The 20,892-nt window shown below is 71.1% G+C and carries 21 protein-coding genes; 12 read left to right on the plus strand and 9 right to left on the minus strand.

Going from position 1 to position 20,892, the window contains the following annotated elements:
* Positions 1-47: 47 nt before the first annotated feature.
* Complete coding sequence (locus DFR69_RS17970; RefSeq protein ID WP_244198331.1) at positions 48-1,271, plus strand: MFS transporter; 1,224 nt, start codon at positions 48-50, stop codon at positions 1,269-1,271.
* 64 nt (positions 1,272-1,335) lie between these two features.
* Here DFR69_RS17970 and DFR69_RS17975 read toward each other — a convergent pair whose 3' ends face one another.
* The 4 genes from DFR69_RS17975 to DFR69_RS17990 form a co-directional block, all read right to left on the minus strand.
* A complete protein-coding gene (locus DFR69_RS17975) occupies positions 1,336-1,809 on the minus strand; it encodes an SRPBCC domain-containing protein (protein WP_110038745.1) in 474 nt (157 codons plus the stop codon).
* A complete protein-coding gene (locus DFR69_RS17980) occupies positions 1,806-2,171 on the minus strand; it encodes an ArsR/SmtB family transcription factor (RefSeq protein ID WP_110038746.1) in 366 nt (121 codons plus the stop codon). The genes DFR69_RS17975 and DFR69_RS17980 overlap by 4 nt, the downstream gene beginning before the upstream one ends.
* Before the next feature lie 81 nt (positions 2,172-2,252).
* A complete protein-coding gene (locus tag DFR69_RS17985; RefSeq protein WP_110038747.1) occupies positions 2,253-2,705 on the minus strand; it encodes a YybH family protein in 453 nt (150 codons plus the stop codon).
* Positions 2,680-3,282 carry an NADPH-dependent FMN reductase gene (locus tag DFR69_RS17990; RefSeq protein WP_110038748.1) on the minus strand — a complete coding sequence of 201 codons (603 nt, stop codon included), beginning with the start codon at positions 3,280-3,282 and terminating at the stop codon, positions 2,680-2,682. Before DFR69_RS17990 ends, DFR69_RS17985 begins: the two co-directional genes overlap by 26 nt.
* Before the next feature lie 102 nt (positions 3,283-3,384).
* On the opposite strand from DFR69_RS17990, the gene sigJ reads away from it, so the two are divergent.
* A complete protein-coding gene (sigJ, locus tag DFR69_RS17995; protein ID WP_110038749.1) occupies positions 3,385-4,269 on the plus strand; it encodes an RNA polymerase sigma factor SigJ in 885 nt (294 codons plus the stop codon).
* Positions 4,270-4,281: 12 nt separating this feature from the next.
* Here sigJ and meaB read toward each other — a convergent pair whose 3' ends face one another.
* The 3 genes from meaB to DFR69_RS18010 are packed head-to-tail and all read right to left on the minus strand — an operon-like array spanning position 4,282 to position 9,508.
* Positions 4,282-5,376, minus strand: coding sequence for a methylmalonyl Co-A mutase-associated GTPase MeaB (gene meaB / locus DFR69_RS18000; protein ID WP_244198332.1), 1,095 nt, complete (start codon positions 5,374-5,376; stop codon positions 4,282-4,284).
* Positions 5,373-7,637, minus strand: a complete 2,265-nt coding sequence (gene scpA / locus DFR69_RS18005; protein WP_110038750.1) for a methylmalonyl-CoA mutase — start codon at positions 7,635-7,637, stop codon at positions 5,373-5,375. The genes meaB and scpA overlap by 4 nt, the downstream gene beginning before the upstream one ends.
* Entirely contained in the window at positions 7,637-9,508 is a 1,872-nt protein-coding gene (locus DFR69_RS18010) for a methylmalonyl-CoA mutase family protein (RefSeq protein WP_110038751.1), read from the minus strand. The genes scpA and DFR69_RS18010 overlap by 1 nt, the downstream gene beginning before the upstream one ends.
* 154 nt (positions 9,509-9,662) lie before the next feature.
* On the opposite strand from DFR69_RS18010, the gene DFR69_RS18015 reads away from it, so the two are divergent.
* The 7 genes from DFR69_RS18015 (at position 9,663) to DFR69_RS18045 (ending at position 17,253) form a co-directional block, all read left to right on the plus strand.
* On the plus strand, positions 9,663-10,346 hold the full coding sequence (locus tag DFR69_RS18015) for a TVP38/TMEM64 family protein (protein WP_110038752.1): 684 nt from the start codon (positions 9,663-9,665) through the stop codon (positions 10,344-10,346).
* A gap of 252 nt (positions 10,347-10,598) precedes the next feature.
* Positions 10,599-12,023: a condensation domain-containing protein gene (locus DFR69_RS18020; RefSeq protein ID WP_110038753.1), complete on the plus strand. Its 1,425-nt coding sequence runs from the start codon at positions 10,599-10,601 to the stop codon at positions 12,021-12,023.
* Between the two features lie 2 nt (positions 12,024-12,025).
* Positions 12,026-13,282: a glycosyltransferase gene (locus tag DFR69_RS18025; RefSeq protein WP_110038754.1), complete on the plus strand. Its 1,257-nt coding sequence runs from the start codon at positions 12,026-12,028 to the stop codon at positions 13,280-13,282.
* Positions 13,279-14,235: an ATP-binding cassette domain-containing protein gene (locus DFR69_RS18030; protein WP_110038755.1), complete on the plus strand. Its 957-nt coding sequence runs from the start codon at positions 13,279-13,281 to the stop codon at positions 14,233-14,235. Before DFR69_RS18025 ends, DFR69_RS18030 begins: the two co-directional genes overlap by 4 nt.
* Complete coding sequence (locus DFR69_RS18035) at positions 14,232-15,053, plus strand: ABC transporter permease (protein WP_110038756.1); 822 nt, start codon at positions 14,232-14,234, stop codon at positions 15,051-15,053. The genes DFR69_RS18030 and DFR69_RS18035 overlap by 4 nt, the downstream gene beginning before the upstream one ends.
* A gap of 10 nt (positions 15,054-15,063) precedes the next feature.
* The gene (locus DFR69_RS18040) at positions 15,064-16,443 is read left to right on the plus strand and encodes a hypothetical protein (RefSeq protein WP_110038757.1); all 1,380 of its coding nucleotides are present in this window, start codon (positions 15,064-15,066) and stop codon (positions 16,441-16,443) included.
* Positions 16,444-16,554: 111 nt separating this feature from the next.
* Positions 16,555-17,253: a DUF8020 domain-containing protein gene (locus DFR69_RS18045; protein WP_110038758.1), complete on the plus strand. Its 699-nt coding sequence runs from the start codon at positions 16,555-16,557 to the stop codon at positions 17,251-17,253.
* Positions 17,254-17,349: 96 nt separating this feature from the next.
* Here DFR69_RS18045 and DFR69_RS18050 read toward each other — a convergent pair whose 3' ends face one another.
* A complete protein-coding gene (locus tag DFR69_RS18050) occupies positions 17,350-17,733 on the minus strand; it encodes a nuclear transport factor 2 family protein (protein WP_110038759.1) in 384 nt (127 codons plus the stop codon).
* Between the two features lie 86 nt (positions 17,734-17,819).
* Positions 17,820-18,692 (minus strand): LLM class flavin-dependent oxidoreductase, encoded by an 873-nt coding sequence (locus DFR69_RS18055; RefSeq protein ID WP_110038760.1) that lies wholly within the window; start codon positions 18,690-18,692, stop codon positions 17,820-17,822.
* Between the two features lie 200 nt (positions 18,693-18,892).
* On the opposite strand from DFR69_RS18055, the gene DFR69_RS18060 reads away from it, so the two are divergent.
* The 3 genes from DFR69_RS18060 (at position 18,893) to DFR69_RS18065 (ending at position 20,593) form a co-directional block, all read left to right on the plus strand.
* A complete protein-coding gene (locus DFR69_RS18060; RefSeq protein ID WP_110038761.1) occupies positions 18,893-19,516 on the plus strand; it encodes a carbonic anhydrase in 624 nt (207 codons plus the stop codon).
* A 35-nt stretch (positions 19,517-19,551) separates the two neighbouring features.
* Entirely contained in the window at positions 19,552-19,716 is a 165-nt protein-coding gene (locus DFR69_RS34515; protein WP_167456310.1) for a hypothetical protein, read from the plus strand.
* A 136-nt stretch (positions 19,717-19,852) separates the two neighbouring features.
* Positions 19,853-20,593: an IclR family transcriptional regulator gene (locus tag DFR69_RS18065; RefSeq protein WP_110038762.1), complete on the plus strand. Its 741-nt coding sequence runs from the start codon at positions 19,853-19,855 to the stop codon at positions 20,591-20,593.
* The last annotated feature ends 299 nt before the right edge of the window (positions 20,594-20,892 follow it).

Here is a 20,892-nt window from a genome sequence, read left to right on the forward strand (position 1 = left end):
CCGAAACAGCACGCGGACGGCGACGCTCGTCGTGGAGGTGATCCGACATGACCGAAACAACGGATACCGCAACGAGATCCATGACCACCCCGGCCGAGGGCAGCCGCGACCGGCTGCCCGCCGGTGTCTACCTGCTGGGGTTCAGCCTGTTCGCGATGGGCAGCGCGGAATTCCTGCTCGCCGGTGTGCTGCCGGAGGTGGCAGGCGATCTGTCCGTCCCGCTCTCGTCCGCGGGTCTGCTCATCACCGCGTTCGCGCTGGGTGTGGTGCTCGGCGGGCCGCCGCTGGCGGTGCTGAGCCTGCGCTGGCCGCGGCGCACGTCGCTGATCGGCACGCAGGCGGTCTTCGCCGCGAGCGTCGCCGCCGGGATCCTCGGTGGCTACGAGGTCCTGCTGGTCTCGCGGGTGGTGTCCGGGGTGGCCTACGCGGGGTTCTTCGCGGTCGCCGCCGTCACCGCGGTCGCCATGGTGCCCCCGGAGCGCACGGCGCGCGCCTCGGCGGTGGTGGTGAGCGGGTTGAGTATCGCGATGGTGGCCGGCGGGCCCGCCGGCACACTGCTGAGCCACTACACCGGCTGGCGCGGCGGCTTCTGGGGCGTCGTCGTCCTGACCGTGGTCGGCATCGGCGGGTGCGTGCTCGGAATCGCTACGCCAGCAGCCGGTTCCGCGCCGACAAAGCGCCCGGATGTGCGGCGCGAACTACGCGCGCTGCGCAGTCCCGCCCTGTGGGGCATCTTCGCGATCACGATCCTGAGCACGGCGGCGTACATGATCACGTTCAACTATCTGGCCGCGATGCTCGCCGAGCTCACCGCGGTGCCCTCGGTCTGGATCCCCGCGATCCTCGCGCTGTTCGGCGTCGGCGCCTTCGCCGGCCTGACACTCGGCGGCCGCATCGCCGACCGGCGACCCCATCTGGCCATGGCCGCGGGCACGATCGCGATCGCGGTCCTGTCCCTGACGCTCGCCGTCGCGATGAGATCGGCGGCGGCGGTGGTGGTGGTGCCCGCGGTCTTCCTGCTCGGCGTCGCGGCCTTCGTGCTCAATCCCGCGCTCTACGGCCGGGTGTTCGCTCTCGCCGGGGACGCGCCGACGCTGGCAGGCGCCACCACGGTGTCGGCGTTCCAGCTGGGCATCAGCGCCACGCCTCTGCTGGCCGCGCTCACCCTCACCTGCGGCGCCGCCCTGACCTCGGTTTGCGTGGTGGGCGCGGTCCTGGCGGCGGCCGCGCTCCCGCTCATCCGCGCCGACCGGATCGGTCACCGGCGCTGACGGGCGATCGGGCGCCGCACGGGATCCGCCCGGTGCGACGCCCGCCGCGCGCCGGCCGCACGGGTCAGGACCGGGCGGTGAGGTGGCGCACGAGGTTGTCCACCAGTTCCCTGGTGCCCTCCTCGCGCTGCGCGCCGGTGTCGTGACCGTCGAGGTGCGCGCCGAATTCGACGAGGGTGAGCTTGGTGCCGGTGGCGGTCGGCTCGAACTCCCAGGTGGCGACCGAGGTGGAGATGTGGGCGCCGTCGAGCCACATGTCGTAGGTGTAGACGAGCCGTTCGTTGTCGACGATGTCGGTGTAGGTGGCCACGAATCGAGAGGTGACCTTCCCCTGGAAGGTGCCCTCGTTGATCTCCTGGCCACCGACCCGGAAGTCGACGGCGACCTCGCCCTGTTCCCACCCCTCTTCGCCGCCGAACCACTCGCTCTTGATCGCGGGATCGGCGAACGCCTGGAAGGCCACGGCGGGCGCCACCGGCACCTCGCGCTCGATGGTGAACTGGGCGTGGTTGACGCTGCGGGTCACGGTGTCGGTCATTGTTGTTCTCCCTCTGAGTTCTTCGCTGATTCCACGAGTAGTGCGGTGAGCCGGTCCAGCTGACGCTCGGCCGGCGGCCGCTGGTGCCGCAGCCAGTCGATCGCGGGCCCGAAGGCCCCCGGCGCCAGCTGGTAGGTGCGTACGCGGCCGATCTTGGCCGAGTCGACGATCCGCCCGGCTTCCAACGCTTTCAGGTGCTGCACGATCGTCGGCAGGGCGACGTCGAACGGCGCCGCGAGATCCGAGACCGAGGCCGGGCCCCTGGCGAGCCGCTCGACGATCGCTCGCCGGGTCGGATCCGCCAGGGCACGGAAGACACTGTCGAGTCCGCCGTCCGGCTCGGAGTTCGAATACTTAGGCACATGCCTAAGTATTCACGACGGTGCCGCTTCGCGCAACCCCGGAGCCGCGGGCGGGGTCGGTGCCCGCCCGCGGCCGCGCCGTCACGGCACGAGATCGGCCACGCCCTTGCCGCTCGCGATGTCGAACGGCACCGAGACCTGGTCGTGTGTGATCAACCAGGTGCCGTCGATCCGGCGCAGCCCGAACGTCGCCCTGACCCACATGCCCGCGATCGGGACGCCGCCGGCCGTCGTGCCGCTGAGCCTGCCGAACCCGTGTCCGAAGGCCACGTCCGCGCCCACGGTGAACCGCAGGTCGCGCACTTCGTAGTCCACGGTCTCGAAGACCTCGAACACACGCGTCCAGTTCTCGAGCTTGGCCGCGACGCCGACGTGCTGCAGGGGCGGCTCCACGTCGAAGGACACCACGTCGGGCGCGTAGAGCTCGCGCAGCGCCGCGAGGTCCTTGGCGCGCAGTCCCTCGACGATGCGGCCGACGACCCCGCGCGGCCCCGCGTCGGCGACGTGGTCAGCGGGCGACGGCGACGTGGCCATGGTCAGCTCCTTCGGTGGCCGAGCGCAGCGACGCCAGCGCGCCGCTCCACGCGATCAGCTGGTCCAGCAGCATCGTCAACGCGGCCGCGTGCTGCTCACGCGGGGTGAAGGCGGTGTAGTTCTCGAAGTCGGTGAGGACCGAGATCTCCACCGCGCGGCTCACATCGGCCAGGCCGAGCGTGGCGCAGACCGTACGCAGCTGCGTCACGGCGCGACCGCCGCCGCCAGCGCCGTAGGAGACGAAGCCGACCGCCTTGTCGGCCCATTCCGCGAAGACGTGGTCGATCGCGTTCTTCAGCACGCCGGGCATGCCGCCGTTGTATTCCGGCGTCACGATCACGTACCCGTCGAACGGCGCGATCCGCGCGGCCCAGGCGCGGGTGTGCGCGTGCGGCGAGGGACCGTGCATCGGCGCGACGGGCTCGTCCAGGTGTGGGAGTGGATGGTCGTGCAGGTCGATGAGCTCGAACTCGGCGTCGCCGCGTCGCGATGCCGAGTCCAGGACCCACCGCGCGACCTGCGGGCCGTTACGGTGGGGCCGGGTACTGCCGAGGATGATGCCGATTCTGAGTGTCATGACCGTCCGACGAGACAGCGCTCCGGAATGTCAGGCCGCCTCACAACACGGGGCGCTGTGTCGTCGAAGAGGGAAAGACAGCGCGAACCGGAGGAGCCGACCATGACCGCATCGCCACCGGACGGGGTGATGGCCGAACGCCGCCAGCTGCTCAATCTGGCCTACCGGCTACTCGGCTCGCTGGCCGAGGCCGAGGACGTGGTCCAGGAGACCTATGCCCGCTGGTACGCGCTGCCGGAGCGACAGCGCCGCGCGATCGTCACACCCGGCGCGTGGCTGACCACGGTCGCCGGGCGGATCTGCCTCGACCTGCTCGGCTCGGCCAGGGCCCGGCGGGAACGCTATGTGGGCGAATGGATTCCGGAGCCGATCCCCGGCCGGTCCGAGCTCACGCCCGCCGCCGAGGACCCGGCCGACCGGGTCACCCTCGACGAATCGATCAGCATGGCGTTCCTGGTGGTGCTCGACTCCATGACCCCGGCCGAGCGGGTGGCGTTCGTGCTGCACGACGTCTATCGCTATTCCTTCGGCGAGATCGCCGAGATCGTCGGGCGCTCCCCCGCGGCCTGTCGTCAACTCGCCTCGAGCGCGCGGCGCCGCATCGACACCTCGCGGGCGCCCACCGGCGACGAGCGCGCCGCGCTCATCCGGGAGTTCAAGCGGGCGTGGCAGACCCAGGACATCGAGGCCCTCATCGGCCTGCTCGACCCCAGGGTGATCGCCACGGCCGACAGCGGCGGTCTCGCGCCCGCCTTCCTCGACCCGATCCACGGCGGCGAGCGGGTGGCCGACGCCTGGATGCGCATCGCGGCGCGCGGGCCCATGCCGACCCTGCTCGAACGGACCGTCAACGGTCAGCCGGGTCTGGTCGCGCAGCTCGACGGTGTGGTCATCTCGGTCTACGCCTTCGACATCGCCGAGGGCCGGATCACCCGCATCTGGGCGATCCGGAACCCGGAGAAGCTGCGCCCTTGGACGACGGGCTGAGCGCCGCGCGGCTCAGGAGTCGAACGCGCCGAGGATCCGCTCGGCGGCGAGCGCCGGGGTGAGCGTGCCGTTCCGGACGGCCGATTCCACCTCGGCGCGAACCGATTTCACCGCGGGGTTGTCGGCCAGGCGGCGCAGGATCTGGTCGTGGACCATGGTCCAGGTCCAGTCGACCTGCTGACGGCGCCGCTTCTCGGCGAACTCCCCCGCGTCGGTGAGCACACGCCGATGCTCCAGGACGGTGTCCCAGAACTTGTCCAGCCCATGCCCTTCCAGACCGCTCATCGTGAGAACCGGTGGGCGCCAGAGGGCGTCGTGCGGATGGATCAGCCGCAGCGCGCCCTGGAGCTCACGGGCCGCGCTCTTGGCTTCCATCTCGTGCTTGCCGTCGGCCTTGTTCACCGCGACGAGCTCGGCCAGCTCCAGCACGCCCTTCTTGATGCCCTGCAACTGATCTCCGGTGCGGGCCAGGGTGAGGAAGCAGAACACGTCGACCATGTTGGCGACGGTCACCTCCGACTGGCCGACGCCGACGGTCTCCACCAGGATCACGTCGTAGCTGGCGGCCTCGAGCAGCACGATCGTCTCGCGGGTCGCCTTGGCGACGCCGCCGAGGGTGCCCGCGGTCGGCGACGGGCGGATGAACGCGTCGGGCTCGAGCGACAGGCGCGCCATGCGGGTCTTGTCACCGAGGATCGACCCACCGGTCCTGGTCGAGGACGGGTCGACGGCCAGCACCGCCACCCGGTGTCCCTTGCCCAGCAGGTACATCCCCAGCGCGTCGATGAAGGTCGACTTGCCGACCCCGGGCACGCCGGTGATCCCGACCCGGTTCGACACCACACCGCCCGGCTCGGGCCCCAGCCGCAGCAGCAGCTGCTGGGCCAGTTCCCGGTGATCGGCGCGGGTCGACTCGACGAGGGTGATGGCGCGGGCCAGCGCGGCCCGCTCACCGGCGCCGATCCCCGCGGCGAGCGCGTCGACGTCGATGGTGCGCACCGCGCGGGCCACCGTGCGGCCCGCGTTGCGGGGCGCGCCGACGCCCGCGGTGGTACCGAGCCGAGGGTGCGCCGCGGCACCCCCGGCCCCTGCTGCCGCGTCGCTCATTCGGCGGTGCCGCCGCCGATCTCGTGCCCGAGCGAGCCGGCCAGCTTCTTCAGCAGATCGATGGCCGCGTCGGCGATGACGGTGCCGGGCGGGAAGATCGCCGCGGCCCCGGCCTCGTACAGCTCGTCGAAGTCACCGGGCGGGATCACCCCGCCGACGATGACCATGATGTCGGGACGACCGACATCGGCCAGCGCCTGCCGCAGGGCGGGCACCAGCGTCAGGTGGCCCGCGGCCAGTGACGAGACACCGACGATGTGCACGTCGTTGTCGGCCGCCTGGCGCGCCACCTCTTCGGGGGTCTGGAAGAGCGGGCCCACGTCGACGTCCATGCCGAGGTCGGCGAACGCCGTGGCGATCACCTTCTGGCCGCGGTCGTGGCCGTCCTGGCCCATCTTGGCGACCAGGATGCGGGGGCGACGGCCCTCTGCCTCGGCGAACTCCTCGACGAGTGCGATCGCCGCGCCGATGTTGGAGGCCTTGCCTGCTTCGTCACGGTACACACCGGAGAGCGTACGGATTTCGGCCTGATGGCGGCCGTACACCTTCTCCAGCGCGTCGGAGATCTCACCGACGGTCGCCTTGGCGCGGGCAGCATCGATGGCCAGGGCCAGCAGGTTGTTCTCCATGCCGCCCTCGGTGGCGGCCGCGGCGCGGGTCAGGTTGGCCAGGGCGGCCTCGACGGCGGCCGAATCGCGTTCGGCGCGCAGGCGTTCCAGCTTCTCGATCTGCTCGGCGCGCACGCGCGAGTTCTCGACCTTGAGGACCTCGACTTCGTGGTCCTCTTCGACCTGGTACTTGTTGACGCCGATCACCGGCTGCTGGCCGGTGTCGATGCGCGCCTGGGTGCGCGCCGCGGCCTCTTCGATGCGCAGCTTCGGGATGCCCTCCGAGATCGCCTGCGCCATGCCGCCGTGCGCCTCCACCTCGGCGATGTGCGCGCGGGCGCGCTCGGCGAGCTGGTGGGTGAGCCACTCCACGTAGTACGAGCCGCCCCACGGGTCGATCGGGCGGGTGGTGTTGGACTCCTGCTGGATCAGCAGCTGGGTGTTGCGGGCGATGCGGGCGGAGAAGTCCGTCGGCAGGGCCAGCGCCTCGTCGAGGGCGTTGGTGTGCAGCGACTGGGTGTGGCCCTGGGTCGCGGCCATCGCCTCGATGCAGGTGCGCGCCACGTTGTTGTAGGCGTCCTGCGCGGTGAGCGACCAGCCCGAGGTCTGCGAATGGGTGCGCAGCGACAGCGATTTCGCACTCTTGGGCTCGAACTTCGAGACCAGCTCGCTCCACAGCAGCCTGCCCGCGCGCAGCTTGGCGACCTCCATGAAGAAGTTCATGCCGATGGCCCAGAAGAACGACAGGCGCGGCGCGAACTTGTCGACGTCCATGCCCGCCGCGATGCCCGCGCGGATGTACTCGACACCGTCGGCCAGCGTGTAGGCCAGTTCCAGGTCGGCGGTCGCGCCGGCCTCCTGGATGTGGTAGCCGGAGATGGAGATCGAGTTGAACTTCGGCATCTTGGCGCTGGTGAAGGCGAAGATGTCGGAGATGATCCGCATCGAGGGCTTGGGCGGGTAGATGTAGGTGTTGCGGACCATGAACTCTTTCAGAATGTCGTTCTGAATCGTTCCGGCCAGCTGCTCGGGCGTGACGCCCTGCTCCTCGGCGGCGACGACGTAGAGCGCGAGGATCGGCAGCACCGCGCCGTTCATGGTCATCGACACCGAGACCTGATCGAGGGGGATCTGGTCGAAGAGCTGGCGCATGTCCAGGATCGAGTCGATCGCCACGCCCGCCATGCCGACGTCACCCTGCACGCGCGGGTGGTCGGAGTCGTAGCCACGGTGGGTCGCCAGGTCGAACGCGACCGACAGGCCCTTCTGACCGGCCTGCAGGTTGCGGCGGTAGAAGGCGTTGGAGTCGGCGGCGGTGGAGAAGCCCGCGTACTGGCGGATGGTCCACGGCTGGTTGACGTACATGGTCGGGTAGGGGCCGCGCAGGAACGGCGCGACACCGGGCACCGTGTCGAGCGGATAGCCCTGCGCGACAACGGCATCGCGGTCGGCCTTGGTGAACACCGGCGGCACGTCGATGCCCTCGGGGGTGGCCCAGGTGAGCTGGTCGGCGGTGGTGTGGTTGGCCGCGGCCGCCTCGGCCACGAACTCCTTCACCTGCGCGTCGTCGACCGCGGCGGGTTCCGGCGCGTGTTCGGTGAGCGGGACCTCGGCGAAACTGCCGATGCGGTGCTCGATATCGGACGTGGTCATCAGGCTCCCACCTTCTCCAGCAGCTGCGACAGGACCGCGACCGCGTCGATGCGCAGGGTCAGGTACCCGTCGGGACGCTGTGTGCCGCTGTACCGTTCGACCGACTTCTCCGGTCCGGCCAGCAGCACCGTGTCGATCCCGGCGCCGCGCAGGGCGTCGACCGCGGCGCCCGCTTCCTCGCCGTAGCGCTTGTCGGCGCCGCACAGCACCGCGATCCGGGCCCCGGATTCCGCCGCGGCGGCGGCAATGCCGTCGAGGGTGAGCGGGCCGGGGTTCACCGACTCGATGCCGCCGGAGGCCAGCACGTTCGCGGTGAAGATCGTGCGCGCGTTGTGTTCGGCGACCGGGCCCAGCGGCACGATCAGCGCCTTCGGGCGGGCGCCGTGGGCGGCCAGGTAGGCGTCGGACCGGTTGCGCAGCGCCTCGAACGCGGCGCCGTACCGGACGGTCGAGGCCTCGGCACGGGCCTGCTCCGACAGCGGCGGCTCGGCCAGGTTCGGGAACTCGTTGACACCGGTGACCGCGGTCTTGCGGTGGGCGACATCGGCGCCGCGAGCGGCGGCCGTCTCGGCGATGCGCTCGGCCAGCAGGCCCGCCGACAGCGCGGCCTGGTAGCCGCCCGCCGCCTCGAGCTCCTGCATGAACTCCCACGCCTTGGCGGCGAGTTCGTCGGTCAGCGCGTCGACGTACCAGGAACCGGCCGCGGGGTCCTGCACGTGGCCCAGGCGCGATTCCTCGAGCAGCAGCAGCTGGATGTTGCGCGCCATCCGCTCCGAGAACGACTGCGACACACCGAGTTCTCCCGCGGGCAGCGCGGAGTCGAAGGGCAGCACGGTGACCGAGTCGGCGCCGCCGACACCGGCGCCGAAGGCCGCGAGGGTGGTGCGCAGCAGGTTCACCCACGGATCGCGCTGGGTCATCATGGCGGCGGAGGTCACCGCGTGCTGCGGGGCGGCGCCGAAGGCGGGTGCGCCGCACACCTGCGCGACGCGGGCCCAGAGGCGCCGCGCGGCACGGAATTTCACGATGGTGGCGAACTGGTCGTCGGTGGCCGCGAAGCGGAACTCGAGCTGACCGAACGCGTCGGCGATGTCGACGCCCGCGGCGGTGAGCGCGCGCAGGTAGGCCAGCCCGGCGGCGATCGCCGCGCCCACCTCCTGCGCGTCGGCGGCGCCGGCGTTGTGGAAGGCGATTCCGTCCACCGTGATCGCGCGCACCGTCTCGGCGCGGGCGAGGGCCCGCTGGGCCAGGGCGACGGCGGCGGCCTCGTCGAGGTCGTCCGCGCCGGTGAAGGCGCTGGTGAGCGGTGCGGCGCCGAGGCCGACGCGGATCTGCGCGCGGTCGGCGATCTCGTACCCGTCGAGCACCTCGAAGACGCGTGCGGCGGCCTCGGCGGTGTTCTTGCCCGCGACCAGGGTCAACGGCGCCAGTTCGAAGAGCAGGCCGCGCAGGGCGACGGGGACGTCCTCGACGGTGACACCGTGGGCACCCACGCCGAGCGCGACCGCGCTCACGCCGTTCTCCAGCCCGCTCAGGATCGCGCGGTTGGTGGCCTCGGCATCAGCCGCGCCGGCGAACGCGCTGACGAACCAGCCGCGCTGCGGATCGCGGGTGGCGGTGCCGCCGCGCACGTACGGGAAGGCGCCGGGCAGCGGCTGCTCGGGCAGCTCGTCACGGCGGGTGTAGAGCGGGGCGATCGTCAGCCCGTCATAGGTGGTCTCGTCCAGCAGGTGCTCGGGCTCCGCGGGGAGTTCGGAAGCCTCGACTCGTCGCGCTTTGGCCAGCACGCCTGCCACACCCTTGCGCCAGGCGGCGTACTCGGGCACCGGATCCGGTGCGAGTCCGGCCCCGGACTCTGAACCAATCGGCATAGCTGCTGTTCTCTCTTCCAACGCGTTCGCCCAGCTCAGCGTGATGAGCGGGTGCTCCGGCGAACCGGGAGGTGCCCGGTTCCACCTCGATGTTAACTATGACATCTTGTCCGCTCGCCCGGGCCATCCCCTACCGGCCGGTACGCTTACCCGGGTGTTCCGACTGATCCGTTCCCCGCGCGTCCTGGCGGCGCTGGCCGGGATCGCCGCGCTGTTCGTGATGGCGATGCTCGTGCCGCTCCCGGGCCCGCAGCAGATCAGGGACTGGGCCGGCGGCGCCGGTCCGCTGTTGCCGGTGCTGTTCTTTCTCTTCTACGCGCTGGTCGCGGTCGCGCCGGTGCCTCGCACGGTGCTGACGGTGACCAGCGGGGTGTTGTTCGGCCCGGTCCTCGGATCGCTGCTCGCGCTGGGCGCGACCGGGGTCAGTGCGACGCTCGCGCTGCTGGGCGTCCGCGCGGTCGGCCGTGGCCGGGTCGCCGAGCATCTGCACCATCCCGCGGTGCGCGCGATCGACGACCGGCTGGCCCAGCGCGGCTGGCTCGCGGTGGCCGCGCTGCGGATGATCCCGATGGCGCCGTTCTCGATCGTCAACTACTGCTGTGGCCTGTCGTCGGTCCGGGTCGCGCCCTATCTCCTCGCGACCGTCGTCGGCTCGGCGCCCGGCACGATCTCGACCGTGATCCTGGCGGGGTCACTGGCCGGCGGGACCGACCCCCTCGCCGTCACGGTGTCGGCGCTGTGCCTGTCACTGGGGCTCATCGGCCTCGTCGTCGACGCCAGGATGCCGGTGGCGAAGGCCGGGGAACCCACCGGAGAGCCGCTGCCCGTCCGCGGCTGAGCCCCTTACTTCAGGGGCACCGGGTTACGCTGGCGATCCGCCAATAATTGAAAGTGACCTTCTTCACATACGCCAAATGTGAAGAACCCATGTTTTAGAAAACTCTCAGAGTAATAGACTCGGGATAGCCCAGGGTTCGCCAGCTACATCCGGTGCGGGATCCAGAGCAACACCCAGGTGCCGCGTCCGCGTGCACCGAATCCTCTCCGTTCGCGCCGATTCCGGCTCTGCACTGCACCTCGAGGTGATCCGATGGAATACACCCATCTCTCCGATTTCCAGATCCGCTCCGGCGCGCTGACGCTGTGGACACCCGCCACCGCCGCCGACTCCTGGTTCGACGACGAGCGTCCGCTGGCCAGCGTGCACTCCCAGTACCTGGGCTTTCTCGATCCCGAGGACGCCAGGCCGGGTCGCGGCCGCTGGATCGGCACGATCTTCGAGATGGACGCCGCGCTCGACGAGCGGGCGTGGGCGCACACCCTGGAACTGTGGCACGATCGGCACGAAGGGTTCCGGACCACCGTGGCGCCGACCGGCGACGGCGACTACCACCGCGTCACCACCGCACCCGGCACCGTCCGGGTCGCCGGCGTCGCGGTCCCCGAACTCACCGACGGCGACCAGATCAACGAGTTCCTCTGCGACACACTGGAACTGCGGTTGTCGCCGCTGGTCTGGCCGCACCTGCTCGTGGCCACCGTCGCGCACGACACCGACGACTTCACCGTCCTGGTCGGCGCCGACCATTCGGTCCTGGACGCCTATTCCCAGGCCGTGCTCATCCTCGAGCTGCGCACCCTCTACACCGCGGTCCGCACCGGCGGCGAGATCCGCGACTCGGCCACCTTCGGCAGCGCCGCCGACTTCGCGGCGATCGAACGCGCCGCCGCCGAGGAGCTCACCCCGGACTCCCCCGCGGTCGCCGTGTGGCGCGACTTCGTCGGGACGCCGGGCTCGCCCATGCCGCGCTTCGCCGAGGGCATGGTCGCCGAGCTCGACGGCGAACATGCCCAGCCGAGCCTGTCGCACACCCTGCTGAGCCTCGAGCAGCTCGAGGAGGTCGAGGCCGCGCTGGACCGGCTGCGGCACCGGCTCTCGGTCACCGTCTTCGCCGCGCTGGCCACCGCCTCGCGAGAAGTGTTCGGCGACGACCGTTTCCGGACGATCATGCCGATCGCGACCCGGCCGGACCTGACCTGGCTGGAGTCGATGGGGTGGTTCGTCAACGTCGTCCCGGTCGACATCGTCCTGCCGCCGGGCGCCGACATGGGCGCCGCGCTGGAGGTCACCCGGTCGGCGCTCAAGCGCGCGCACGTCTGCAACGACGCGTCCTGGGGCCGGTCGCTGGCGATGGCGGGCGCGCTCGAGGGCCCCACGTTCGGCGCCTCGTTCCTCGACATCCGCATGCTCCCGGACTACGAACTGGTCGCCGACCTGCGCGGTCGCACGCTGCGCGCGGTGTCGTACTCCACCGACGAGGTCTACTTCTGGGTGGTGCGCGGTCCGGCCGGAATCTACGTCTCCACCCGGCATCCGGCCGGTCTGCCCGCGGAGGTGATGGACCGCTTCCTCACCGAATTCGCCAGGGCCATCTACGCGGTCACCACGCTGGCCGCCCCGGCGGTCGCCGCGCCGGTCGCCGACACCGCGTCGGCGGCGCTGAGCGCGGGCTGACGATGCGCGCACTGCTGGCCTTCACCGGCAGCCGCGGGGACGCCCAACCGGGCATCCTGCTGGCCCGCGAGCTCCGGGCACGCGGGCACGCGGTCACCCTCGCCCTCTCCCCCAATCTCGTCGGCTTCGCCCGCGAGCACGGTGTCGCGGCTGTCGAATTCGGTTGTGACAGTGCCGAACTGCTGGCCACCCAGCACGCCGATCGCCGATTCCGCAGCCCCAGTCCGCGCCAACGTCTGCGCGCGGTGCTGGACCTGCAGCGGCGGGGCGTGGCCGAGGCGGTGCGGGATCTGCTCGCGCTGACACCCGGTCACGACGTCCTGGTGACGGGTATGGCGGGCGAGGAGGCGGCCGAGAAGGCGGCACGGCGGGTCGGGGTGCCGCTGGCGGCAGTGCACTTCTTTCCGATCCAGCCGAACCGGTCGGTGCCGGTGGTGCCCGCCGACTGGGGTCCCCGGATCCCCGGTGGGTTGAATCGGCGGATCTGGTCCGGGCTGCGGTGGGCGCGGGATGCCGCGCTCGCGCGGCCGCTGGCCGAGTTCGGCGTCGTCGAGCATCCGCTGCCGGGCCGGGTCTCGATCCAGGCCTACGACATCGAACTGTTCCCCGGCCTCGCCGCGGAACTGCCGCCGCGCCACCCGGTCACCGGCTTCGCGGTGGACGCCGACGGATTCCTCAGCAGTCCCACCGAGGCGACGCTCACCACGTGGCTGGACGCGGGTCCTGCACCGATCTACGTCGGCTTCGGCTCGATGACCGTCGACGATCCCGCCGAGCTCGTGCGCGTGCTGCGGACGGTGTGCGCCCGGCGTGGCCGCCGCCTGCTGCTCGCCGCGGGCTGGGCGGGGATCGAGCCCGAACTCACCGCCGAGGTCGCGATCGTCGAGCAGGTCGACCATGCCGCGGTGTTCCCGCGCTGCGTGGCCGCGGTGCATCACGGCGGGGCGGGGACGACGGCGGCGGCCCTGCGCGCCGGTGTGCCCCAGGTGATCTGTTCGGTGCAGGCCGACCAGCCGTACTGGGGGCAGGCGCTGACCCGGCTGGGACTCGCGGTCACCCGCCGCGCCGCGGGTCTCGACGCCGACGCCCTGGACGCCCTGCTGGATCGCGTGGCCGACCCGGCGGTCGTCGAGCGGGCGGCAGCCTACGCGCGCGAGTTCCCCACCGGCGGGGTGGCCCGAGCCGCCGACGAGGTGGAAGCCCTTGTCCCCGTGTCGTTCCCGACACCTGTTCTCGACCATGCCGGGAGGCCGCAGTGAGTACCGAGATCGCCGTCCGCACGCGCGGCCTCGGCAAGTCCTACGGCGATTTCACCGCCGTCGGCGCGATCGATCTCAGCATCGAGGCCGGGTCGGTGTTCGCCATGCTCGGCCCCAACGGCGCGGGCAAGACCACCACGGTGCGGATGTTGGCCACATTGCTGCGTCCCGATCGCGGCAACGCCGAGGTGTTCGGCTTCGACGTGGTGCGCGACGCGACCGCGGTGCGCTCGATGATCGGGCTCACCGGCCAGTACGCCTCCGTCGACGAAACCCTCACCGCCGCTGAGAATCTCCGCCTGTTCGGCCGCCTGCTCGGGCTGTCGCGGCGAGAGGCGGCACGACGCGGCGACGAACTGCTCGAGGAGTTCGAGCTCACCGCGGTGGCGCGGCGCAGCGTGTCGGCGTTCTCCGGCGGGATGCGTCGCCGCCTCGATCTGGCCGCGACGCTGATCACCGTGCCGCCGTTGATCTTCCTCGACGAACCGACCACCGGCCTGGACCCGCACACCCGCGACCGCATGTGGGGCATCGTGCGCGGGCTGGTGGAGCGGGGCGCGACGGTGCTGCTCACGACCCAATACCTGGAGGAGGCCGATGCCTTGGCCGACCGGATCGCCGTGATCGATCGTGGCACGCTGGTCGCGGAGGGGACCGCCGCCGAGCTCAAGACCTCGATCGGGGACCAGGTGCTGCGCCTGGACATCCCCGACACCGCCGACCTGCGCCGCGCCGAGACCCTGATCCGGGATCTCACCGGTGACATCCCCGACGGTTCGTCGACCGGGACGCTGACCGTCGCCCTGCGCGATGTCGCGCTCGGCGCCGACATCGTGACCGCCTGCCGCGCCGCCGACATCGCGCTGCGCGGGTTCGCCATCGACCGCCCCGACCTCAACGAGGTGTTCCTGTCCCTGACCGGACACGCCGCCGCCGAGGCAGGTGCGCGATGACCACGCTCCGCGAGACCGCCCCCGCCGCGCGCGTGGTCCGCGCGCCGCGCGTCACCCGGGTGGGTCCCGGTGCGGCCCTGCGGCATTCGCTGATGATGGCGTGGCGCGGGCTGCTCACCTTCCGGCACAGTCCCCAGCTGCTCTACGACGCCCTCCTGTTGCCCATCGTCGGGCCCGTGCTGTTCGGCAGCATCTTCGGTACCGCCATCGCGGGCAGCCTCGAGGCGTATCTGCCGATCATGATTCCCGGGGTGCTTGTCCAGATCGTGCTCACCTCCTCGGTGGCCACGGGAGTGCAGTTGTCGGAGGACATCCACTCGGGGGTGTTCGACCGGTTCGTCGCGATGCCGATCGCCCGCTCGGCGCCGGTTGCCGGAGCATTGCTGGCGGGCACGGTGCGCTATCTGATCGCCGCCACCACCGTGGTGATCGTCGGCTTCTGCATGGGGTACCGGCCCGACCACCCGGCGGGCTTCCTCGCCGGCGCGGCGCTGGTGGTGTTCGCCACGACGGCGATCAGCTGGCTGTTCGCGTTCATCGGCGCCGTCGTCGCCCGGCCCGCCGCCGTGCAGGGCATGTGCATGCTCGTGCTCACCTTCCTCGGTTTCGCCTCCAACGCCCTGGTACCCGAGGAGTCGATGCCCGCCTGGATGCGGCACGTGTCCGACCTGAATCCGGTGTCCTACCTGGTCTCGGCCGTGCGCACGCTGGCCGCCGAGGGCGCCGTCGGCGCGGACGCCTGCTGGTCGCTGGTGGCCTCGCTGCTCGTGGTCGCCGTCTTCGCGCCGCTGACCGTGCGCACCCTCCGTTCCCGATGAGGAGTCCCCGATGACCGTCACGTCCCCCGCCGTCGCGGCCGCGCCGACCGCGCTCAACCGGATCACCGCCGACGACGACCTGTTCTTCAAGCTGCACAGCCTCTACCCCAACGCCCTGGTGAACCAGCTGGCCTACCGCTTCGACGAGCGGCTCGACCCCGACCTGCTGCGACGCTGGCACGAGCATCTGGCCGCCGGTTTCATCGCCCGCCGGGTCCGCACCACCCGGTTCCCGATCGCCCGCGCCCACTGGGAACCGGCGACCGAGTCGATGCCGCTGATCTGGTCGGCGACCGAGCTGGCCGACGAGGACGTCCTGTCCTGGTTCCTCGCCAGGGCCGCCGTGGAGTTCGATCCGGAGCGCGGACTGGTCTGGCAGCTGGCCGGCGCGCACACCGCCTCGGGAGGCACCGTCGTCACCCTGGTCGCCTCCCATGTCGTCTGTGACGGCGGCGGCATGATGCACGCGATCGTCGATTCCCTCGACCGCCTCAATCGCGGCGAAGCCCCTGACCGCCACGCCGGCGCGGGACGGCTCGTCGGCCCGGTGGCAGGCGCGGGCCGGTTCGCGGCCGACCTCGCCGACGCGCGGGGACAGCTGCGCGCGGTGGCTCGCGGGGTGCGCGCCGCGCGCCGGGCGCGGGGTGTCAGCGAGCCCGCCCGTAATCCCCGGCCGGCCGAGCCGCGCCTGCCGCACGCCGAGACGTGGCAGGCGGCGGAGACGATCGTGCAGCTGGATCTCGCCGACTGGGATGCCGTCGCCGCCGCCCACGGCGGCACCACCAACGGCCTGCTGATCGGCGTGGCGGTCGGCCTGCTCGGGCGCAGCGGGCGCGTCGCCGACGGCGCCGAGGTGCGCGTCGACATCCCGCACTCGATGCGCGTCGCCGACGATCCGCGCGCCAACGCCACCACCGGCCTGCCGATCGCCGTCACCTACCGCGCGGGCGAACGCGCCGACCTGCCCGCGATCCGTGCCGCGCTCAAGGCAGCCGGACTGGCCTACCGCGATCCCGCGACGATTCCACCCATCCAGCACCTGCAGCCGGTGCAGATGCTGCTGCCCAGGGCGGTGCTGCACCGGTTCGCCCGCACCGCCAAGGCCCCGGAGTGCCTGTGCACCAACATGGGTCGGACCGCCCAGAACATCGCCGACCTCGGCCCGCACCGGGCCCGCGACGTGATCATGCGCCCGGTGGTCAACCCCGGGCCCGTCGAGTTGTTCCGCCAGGTGGAGGTGGGGGTCAACCTCGCGTTCTCCTGCGACGACACCACCGTCACCCTGGTGGTCACCGGCGGTGATCCGGACCGCTTCCCGACCCGCGCCGCCCTCCAGCAGCTGCTGTCCGCCGAGTTCGCCGACTGGGGGCTGAGTCCGCGGTTCTGGTAGGGATCACCCGCTCCACCGTTCGACATGCCCACCCAGCTATAGGTAATGATAATCGTTATCGTTAGTATGTGCCGGTCGAGCACGCGCTCGACGGGACACGATGAGGAACGCATGTTGATGAGGAATATTGTTGCGACCGCGGCGCTTTCGCTCGCCGCGCTGACCGCCGCCACCGCCACCGCCGTGGCCGGCGAGCCCGAGCATCACCCGGTCTCGTTCGCCGCCCACGCCACCGACTCCGCCTCGATCATCGAGGTGGACCACGGTTCGCTCGTGGTGGACAGCGGCGCGCTGCAGGTGCGCGACACGGCAGGGACCGTGGTGGCGGCGACGCCGCTGACGTTCACGATCGACGAGTTCGAGTTTCCGATCGCGGCCGAGATCAGCGGGCGCACCGCCACACTCACGCCGCAGGTCACGATGGACAAGGCGGTCTACAAGCCCGTCGCCCTGCCGTTCGAGGACAAGGCGCCGTGGAAGTCGGAGTACGACCGGGAGCAGGCGGCCTGGTCGCGGATGACGAGCACCATCTCGCTCGGCGCCGCGATCGGCACGCTGGTCGGCGGCCTCGGCGGCGCCGCCGTCGGCTGCGTACTGGGCGGAATCGCCGGGGCGACGGTCGCCTCCGCGACGATCATCGGCCTGTTCGGTCCGTTCATCCCCGCCGCGGCGGTCGGCTGCCTCGGCGGTGTCCTCGCCATGGGGTCACTGGGCGCGGTCGCCGGTCAGATCCTGATCACCGCGCCGGTCGCGGTCGGTGCGGCGATCCAGTACTTCACCACGATCAACTCCCCCTTCCCGGCGAAGTGAGAGCCCTTCGCGCCGCCTGAGATCCGGGACCCTGTCCTGGTCACCGACCGCGGGAGCGGTCGTGGTCGGTGACCAGGACGGACTCTGAGCCAGTGGTCACTGATTCTGCGCGGCGGCCGTGATCGGCGCCATGTCGAAGTAGTCGCGCCAGGCCCGGATCCGCCCATCGGCGATCTCGAAGACCCCGGTCACCGCAAGGTCGATCGTGTTCCCGCCGATGACGAAGGTGTCGACGCGTTCGTTGAACACGAGATCGCCGGAGCTCACCTGGTGCCGGACCTGGAAGTCGATCCCGCCGAAGGAGTCCAGGAATCCCCGCAGGAATTCCCGGATGGCGGCCTGTCCGACCACCGGCTCGAGCGGAATGTTGTGATACGTCGCGTCCTCGGTGAAATACTCGGCGAGTTCGTCGGCCGTACCGTTCGCCCAGGCGGCGCAAAATTCGGTGACGAGCGAGTCGGGGGTGTGCTGCGACGTCATGACGGTAGTCCTTTTCGCGGTTCGACAGTGCGAGACGACCATGTCACGATTCCGCCTGAGACCGGGGGCATTCGCGTGTGCCGCTGTCATCGCAGCTTCGGGATCACCTCGCGGACCAGCTCCTCGAAGCGATCGACCTGTGCCGGTTCCGGCCAGCCGAGGACGAAGTCCTCGATTCCGGCGCCGCTGAGCCGCTCGACGAGTTCTTCCAGGCCCGCGGGCCCGGTGAGCGGATCCGTGGTCGCCCACAGCAGTGCCGAACGGCGCAGCGCGCGCGGGTCACGACCATATCGCTCGCAGAGTTCGTCCAGCTCTCGGTTCTGCCGCGCGACGACCGCGATGTTCTCGTCCAGACCCAGTTCCGGTTTGCCGTTGGTGTTCCACCCGTCCGCCCGCTGCGCGGCGACGCGCAGAATGGACGGCGCCTGGCCGCCGACCACGATCGGGGGGCGAGGGCGCCGGACGGCGGCGGGCCCGGTGGGGAGACGAAGGACGCTGTACCACTCCCCCTCGAAGGTGTACGGCTCGCCGTCCGCGGACAGCACCTCGTCCAATACCCGGACGTACTCCGCGAACCGCGCGACCCGTTCCTTGACCGGCCAGGGTTCGGTCCCGGTGGCATGGTGGTCGGTGGGCACGACACCGGCGCCGATGCCCAGCTCGAACCGCCCACCCGACAGGTGATCGAGGGTGAGCGCTTCTTTGGCCAGCACCGCGGGCGCGCGCAGAACGGGATTGCTCACCAGCGTGCCCACCCGGATCCGCTCGGTCGCCGCAACGGCCGCGGCCGCCATGGTCCACCCGTCCAGCCATGCCGGTTCCGTCGCGAAGACGTTCGCGATGTGGTCGGGCAGGAACAATTGATCGAACCCGAATTCCTCGACCCGCCGGAAACGCGCCAGCATCTCCGGCGCCGAAGCGTCCGGCAACACCAACACCCCGAAATTGCGATCACCCACGACCGACGTCCTCTCACCTGTTCTCCGAAGCGAATTCCCTTGCGAGAGTGACAGCGCGACGACGCCGTGAACAGTACGCACATCCAGGTCAGCGACTGACCCACAGGTTAGCGAACACGTCACGGCGCCGAGCGGCGCACGGCGGCCGCGCACACCGGGGTCGGTCGACTCGTCCGGCGGGCGCGTGTTAGAACGGACATATGCCGCACACAAGCCCCGTAACCGCCTGGAAGACCCTGCGCGAAGGCAACGATCGCTTCGTCGAAGGCCGGCTGCAGCATCCCAACCAGGGCGCGGCCGACCGGGCCGAACTCACCGCCGGGCAGCATCCGTCGGCGATCCTGTTCGGGTGCGGTGACTCCCGGGTCGCCGCCGAGATCATCTTCGACCGCGGCCTCGGCGACATGTTCGTCGTCCGCACGGCCGGCCACGTCGTCGACGAATCCGTGCTGGGCTCGATCGAATACGGTGTCGCGGTGCTCGGCGTGCCGCTGATCGTCGTGCTCGGCCACGACAGCTGCGGCGCGGTCCGCGCCACCATCGACGCGCTGGACTCCGGCGCCGTCCCCGGCGGCTTCATCCGCAGTGTCGTCGAGCGCGTCTCGCCGTCGATCCTGCTCGGGCGGGCGGAAGGGCTCGACTCGGTCGACGACCTCGAGGCGCGCCATGTCGCGGAGACCGGTCTGCTGCTCTCCCAGCGGTCGACCATCGTCGCCGAGAAGATCGCGGCGGGCGAACTCGCCATCGCCTGCGTCACCTACCAGCTGTCCGACGGCCGCGCCCAGCTCAACCGCGTGATCGGCAATATCGGCGAACTCGAGTAGAGGCCCGCGAGACCACGGCTGGCTATCGTGGAGTCGTGGGCATCATGGGCGAAATGTTTCCGGGCAAGAAGCTGCAGAACGAGGGCAGCGGGGACAGCGACGGTCAGGACCACGATCCGACGCTGGCCGTCGATCTCGACGCGGGCGTGATCCGGCTGAGCGGCGCCGTCGCGGCGCCGCCGCCGGAACCCGAGCGGTGACGCTCACCCCAGCAACCCCCTGACCTCCTCCGCGGACCCCCGCGCGGCGGCTGATTCCGCTACCGCTGCGCGGAAGGATTGTGCCCACGCTCCGCAGTGGCCATAGTTCTCGGCACGTCGTCCCGAGGAGGCCGCCATGACCACCACCGAACCCCCGCGTTCCGGCGCGCAGGCCGTCGACCGCGCGGTGCACGTGCTCAACTGCTTCCACGGCGGCGACCCCGAACTGTCGCTGAGCGAGCTGGCACAGCGTTCGGGACTGCCCGTGAGCACCACCTTCCGGCTCGCGCAGGCCCTCGTGCGCGGCAGGCTGCTCGAGCAGGACCCCGCCACCGACCGCTATCGGATCGGGCACGGTCTGGCCTGCCTGGCCCGCCCCGCGCTGTCGCGACTCGGCCTCGACGCCGCCGCACCGCACCTCTACGCGCTCGCCGCGGGCATCAAGATCACCGTCAGCCTCAGCGTCCCCGACGCCCGCGAGGCGCTCACCGTGTTCCAAGCCCGCCCACCGGTGTCCTTCTGCCACAACCAGATTCCCCAGGAGCGCAGGCCGCTCGACACCAGCGCCGTCGGCCATGCCCTGCTCGCGCACACCGCCACCACGACCGATCGCGGCAACGGCGAACTCTTCGACACGGTGCGCAGGCGCGGATTCGCCGTGGAGGAGATCGACGCCGACGAGCCGATCCGTGCGATCGCGGTCCCCGTGCTCGGCCCCGACCGTCAGGTCTGGGGCGCGCTCGGCGTCCAGGCCCGCGCGATCCGGCTCGACCGGGAGCTGGTGCGCGCGGTCGTGCCCGCCATGCACCAGATCGCCGTGCGCATCGGCCCGTATTTCCACACCGCCGCCGCCGGTACGGGATTCGGCGCACCGTGATTTCCACGATGCGAAAACGCCATTGCTCCGCCGATATCAGCGGGCGCACTATGGAATTCGATGCGGCGTAGCCTCCGCCGCACCTGTCCCGAGAGTCCCGACATGATCGAATCCCCCGCGCTCGTCCGCCGCCGTACGGTGGACCTCATGCGCCTGTCGCCCGGATTCTGTCGCCGCTGACGACGCGGCGGCACCGTCCGCCGTCACCTTCTCCCTCCCCCTCCGGATATCCGTTCACGCGGATCGTCGCGGCGTGCGCCCAGGTGGCTCGCCGCGCGATCACGCGTGCCGTCGAAAGC

This window comes from Nocardia neocaledoniensis, assembly GCF_003182135.1.
Classification (GTDB): Bacteria; Actinomycetota; Actinomycetes; order Mycobacteriales; family Mycobacteriaceae; genus Nocardia; species Nocardia neocaledoniensis.

Excerpts from the sequence above, each read along its gene's own strand:
- DFR69_RS17975 (WP_110038745.1), bottom strand. The coding sequence starts at position 1,809 with ATGACCGACACCGTGACCCGCAGCGTCAACCACGCCCAGTTCACCATC.
- DFR69_RS18025 (WP_110038754.1), top strand. The coding sequence starts at position 12,026 with ATGCGCGCACTGCTGGCCTTCACCGGCAGCCGCGGGGACGCCCAACCG.
- DFR69_RS18035 (WP_110038756.1), top strand. The coding sequence starts at position 14,232 with ATGACCACGCTCCGCGAGACCGCCCCCGCCGCGCGCGTGGTCCGCGCG.
- DFR69_RS18020 (WP_110038753.1), top strand. The coding sequence starts at position 10,599 with ATGGAATACACCCATCTCTCCGATTTCCAGATCCGCTCCGGCGCGCTG.
- DFR69_RS17990 (WP_110038748.1), bottom strand. The coding sequence starts at position 3,282 with ATGACACTCAGAATCGGCATCATCCTCGGCAGTACCCGGCCCCACCGT.
- sigJ (WP_110038749.1), top strand. The coding sequence starts at position 3,385 with ATGACCGCATCGCCACCGGACGGGGTGATGGCCGAACGCCGCCAGCTG.
- DFR69_RS18010 (WP_110038751.1), bottom strand. The coding sequence starts at position 9,508 with ATGCCGATTGGTTCAGAGTCCGGGGCCGGACTCGCACCGGATCCGGTG.
- meaB (WP_244198332.1), bottom strand. The coding sequence starts at position 5,376 with ATGAGCGACGCGGCAGCAGGGGCCGGGGGTGCCGCGGCGCACCCTCGG.
- DFR69_RS18065 (WP_110038762.1), top strand. The coding sequence starts at position 19,853 with ATGACCACCACCGAACCCCCGCGTTCCGGCGCGCAGGCCGTCGACCGC.
- DFR69_RS18050 (WP_110038759.1), bottom strand. The coding sequence starts at position 17,733 with ATGACGTCGCAGCACACCCCCGACTCGCTCGTCACCGAATTTTGCGCC.
- DFR69_RS17985 (WP_110038747.1), bottom strand. The coding sequence starts at position 2,705 with ATGGCCACGTCGCCGTCGCCCGCTGACCACGTCGCCGACGCGGGGCCG.
- DFR69_RS17970 (WP_244198331.1), top strand. The coding sequence starts at position 48 with ATGACCGAAACAACGGATACCGCAACGAGATCCATGACCACCCCGGCC.
- DFR69_RS18040 (WP_110038757.1), top strand. The coding sequence starts at position 15,064 with ATGACCGTCACGTCCCCCGCCGTCGCGGCCGCGCCGACCGCGCTCAAC.
- scpA (WP_110038750.1), bottom strand. The coding sequence starts at position 7,637 with ATGACCACGTCCGATATCGAGCACCGCATCGGCAGTTTCGCCGAGGTC.
- DFR69_RS18060 (WP_110038761.1), top strand. The coding sequence starts at position 18,893 with ATGCCGCACACAAGCCCCGTAACCGCCTGGAAGACCCTGCGCGAAGGC.
- DFR69_RS18045 (WP_110038758.1), top strand. The coding sequence starts at position 16,555 with ATGTTGATGAGGAATATTGTTGCGACCGCGGCGCTTTCGCTCGCCGCG.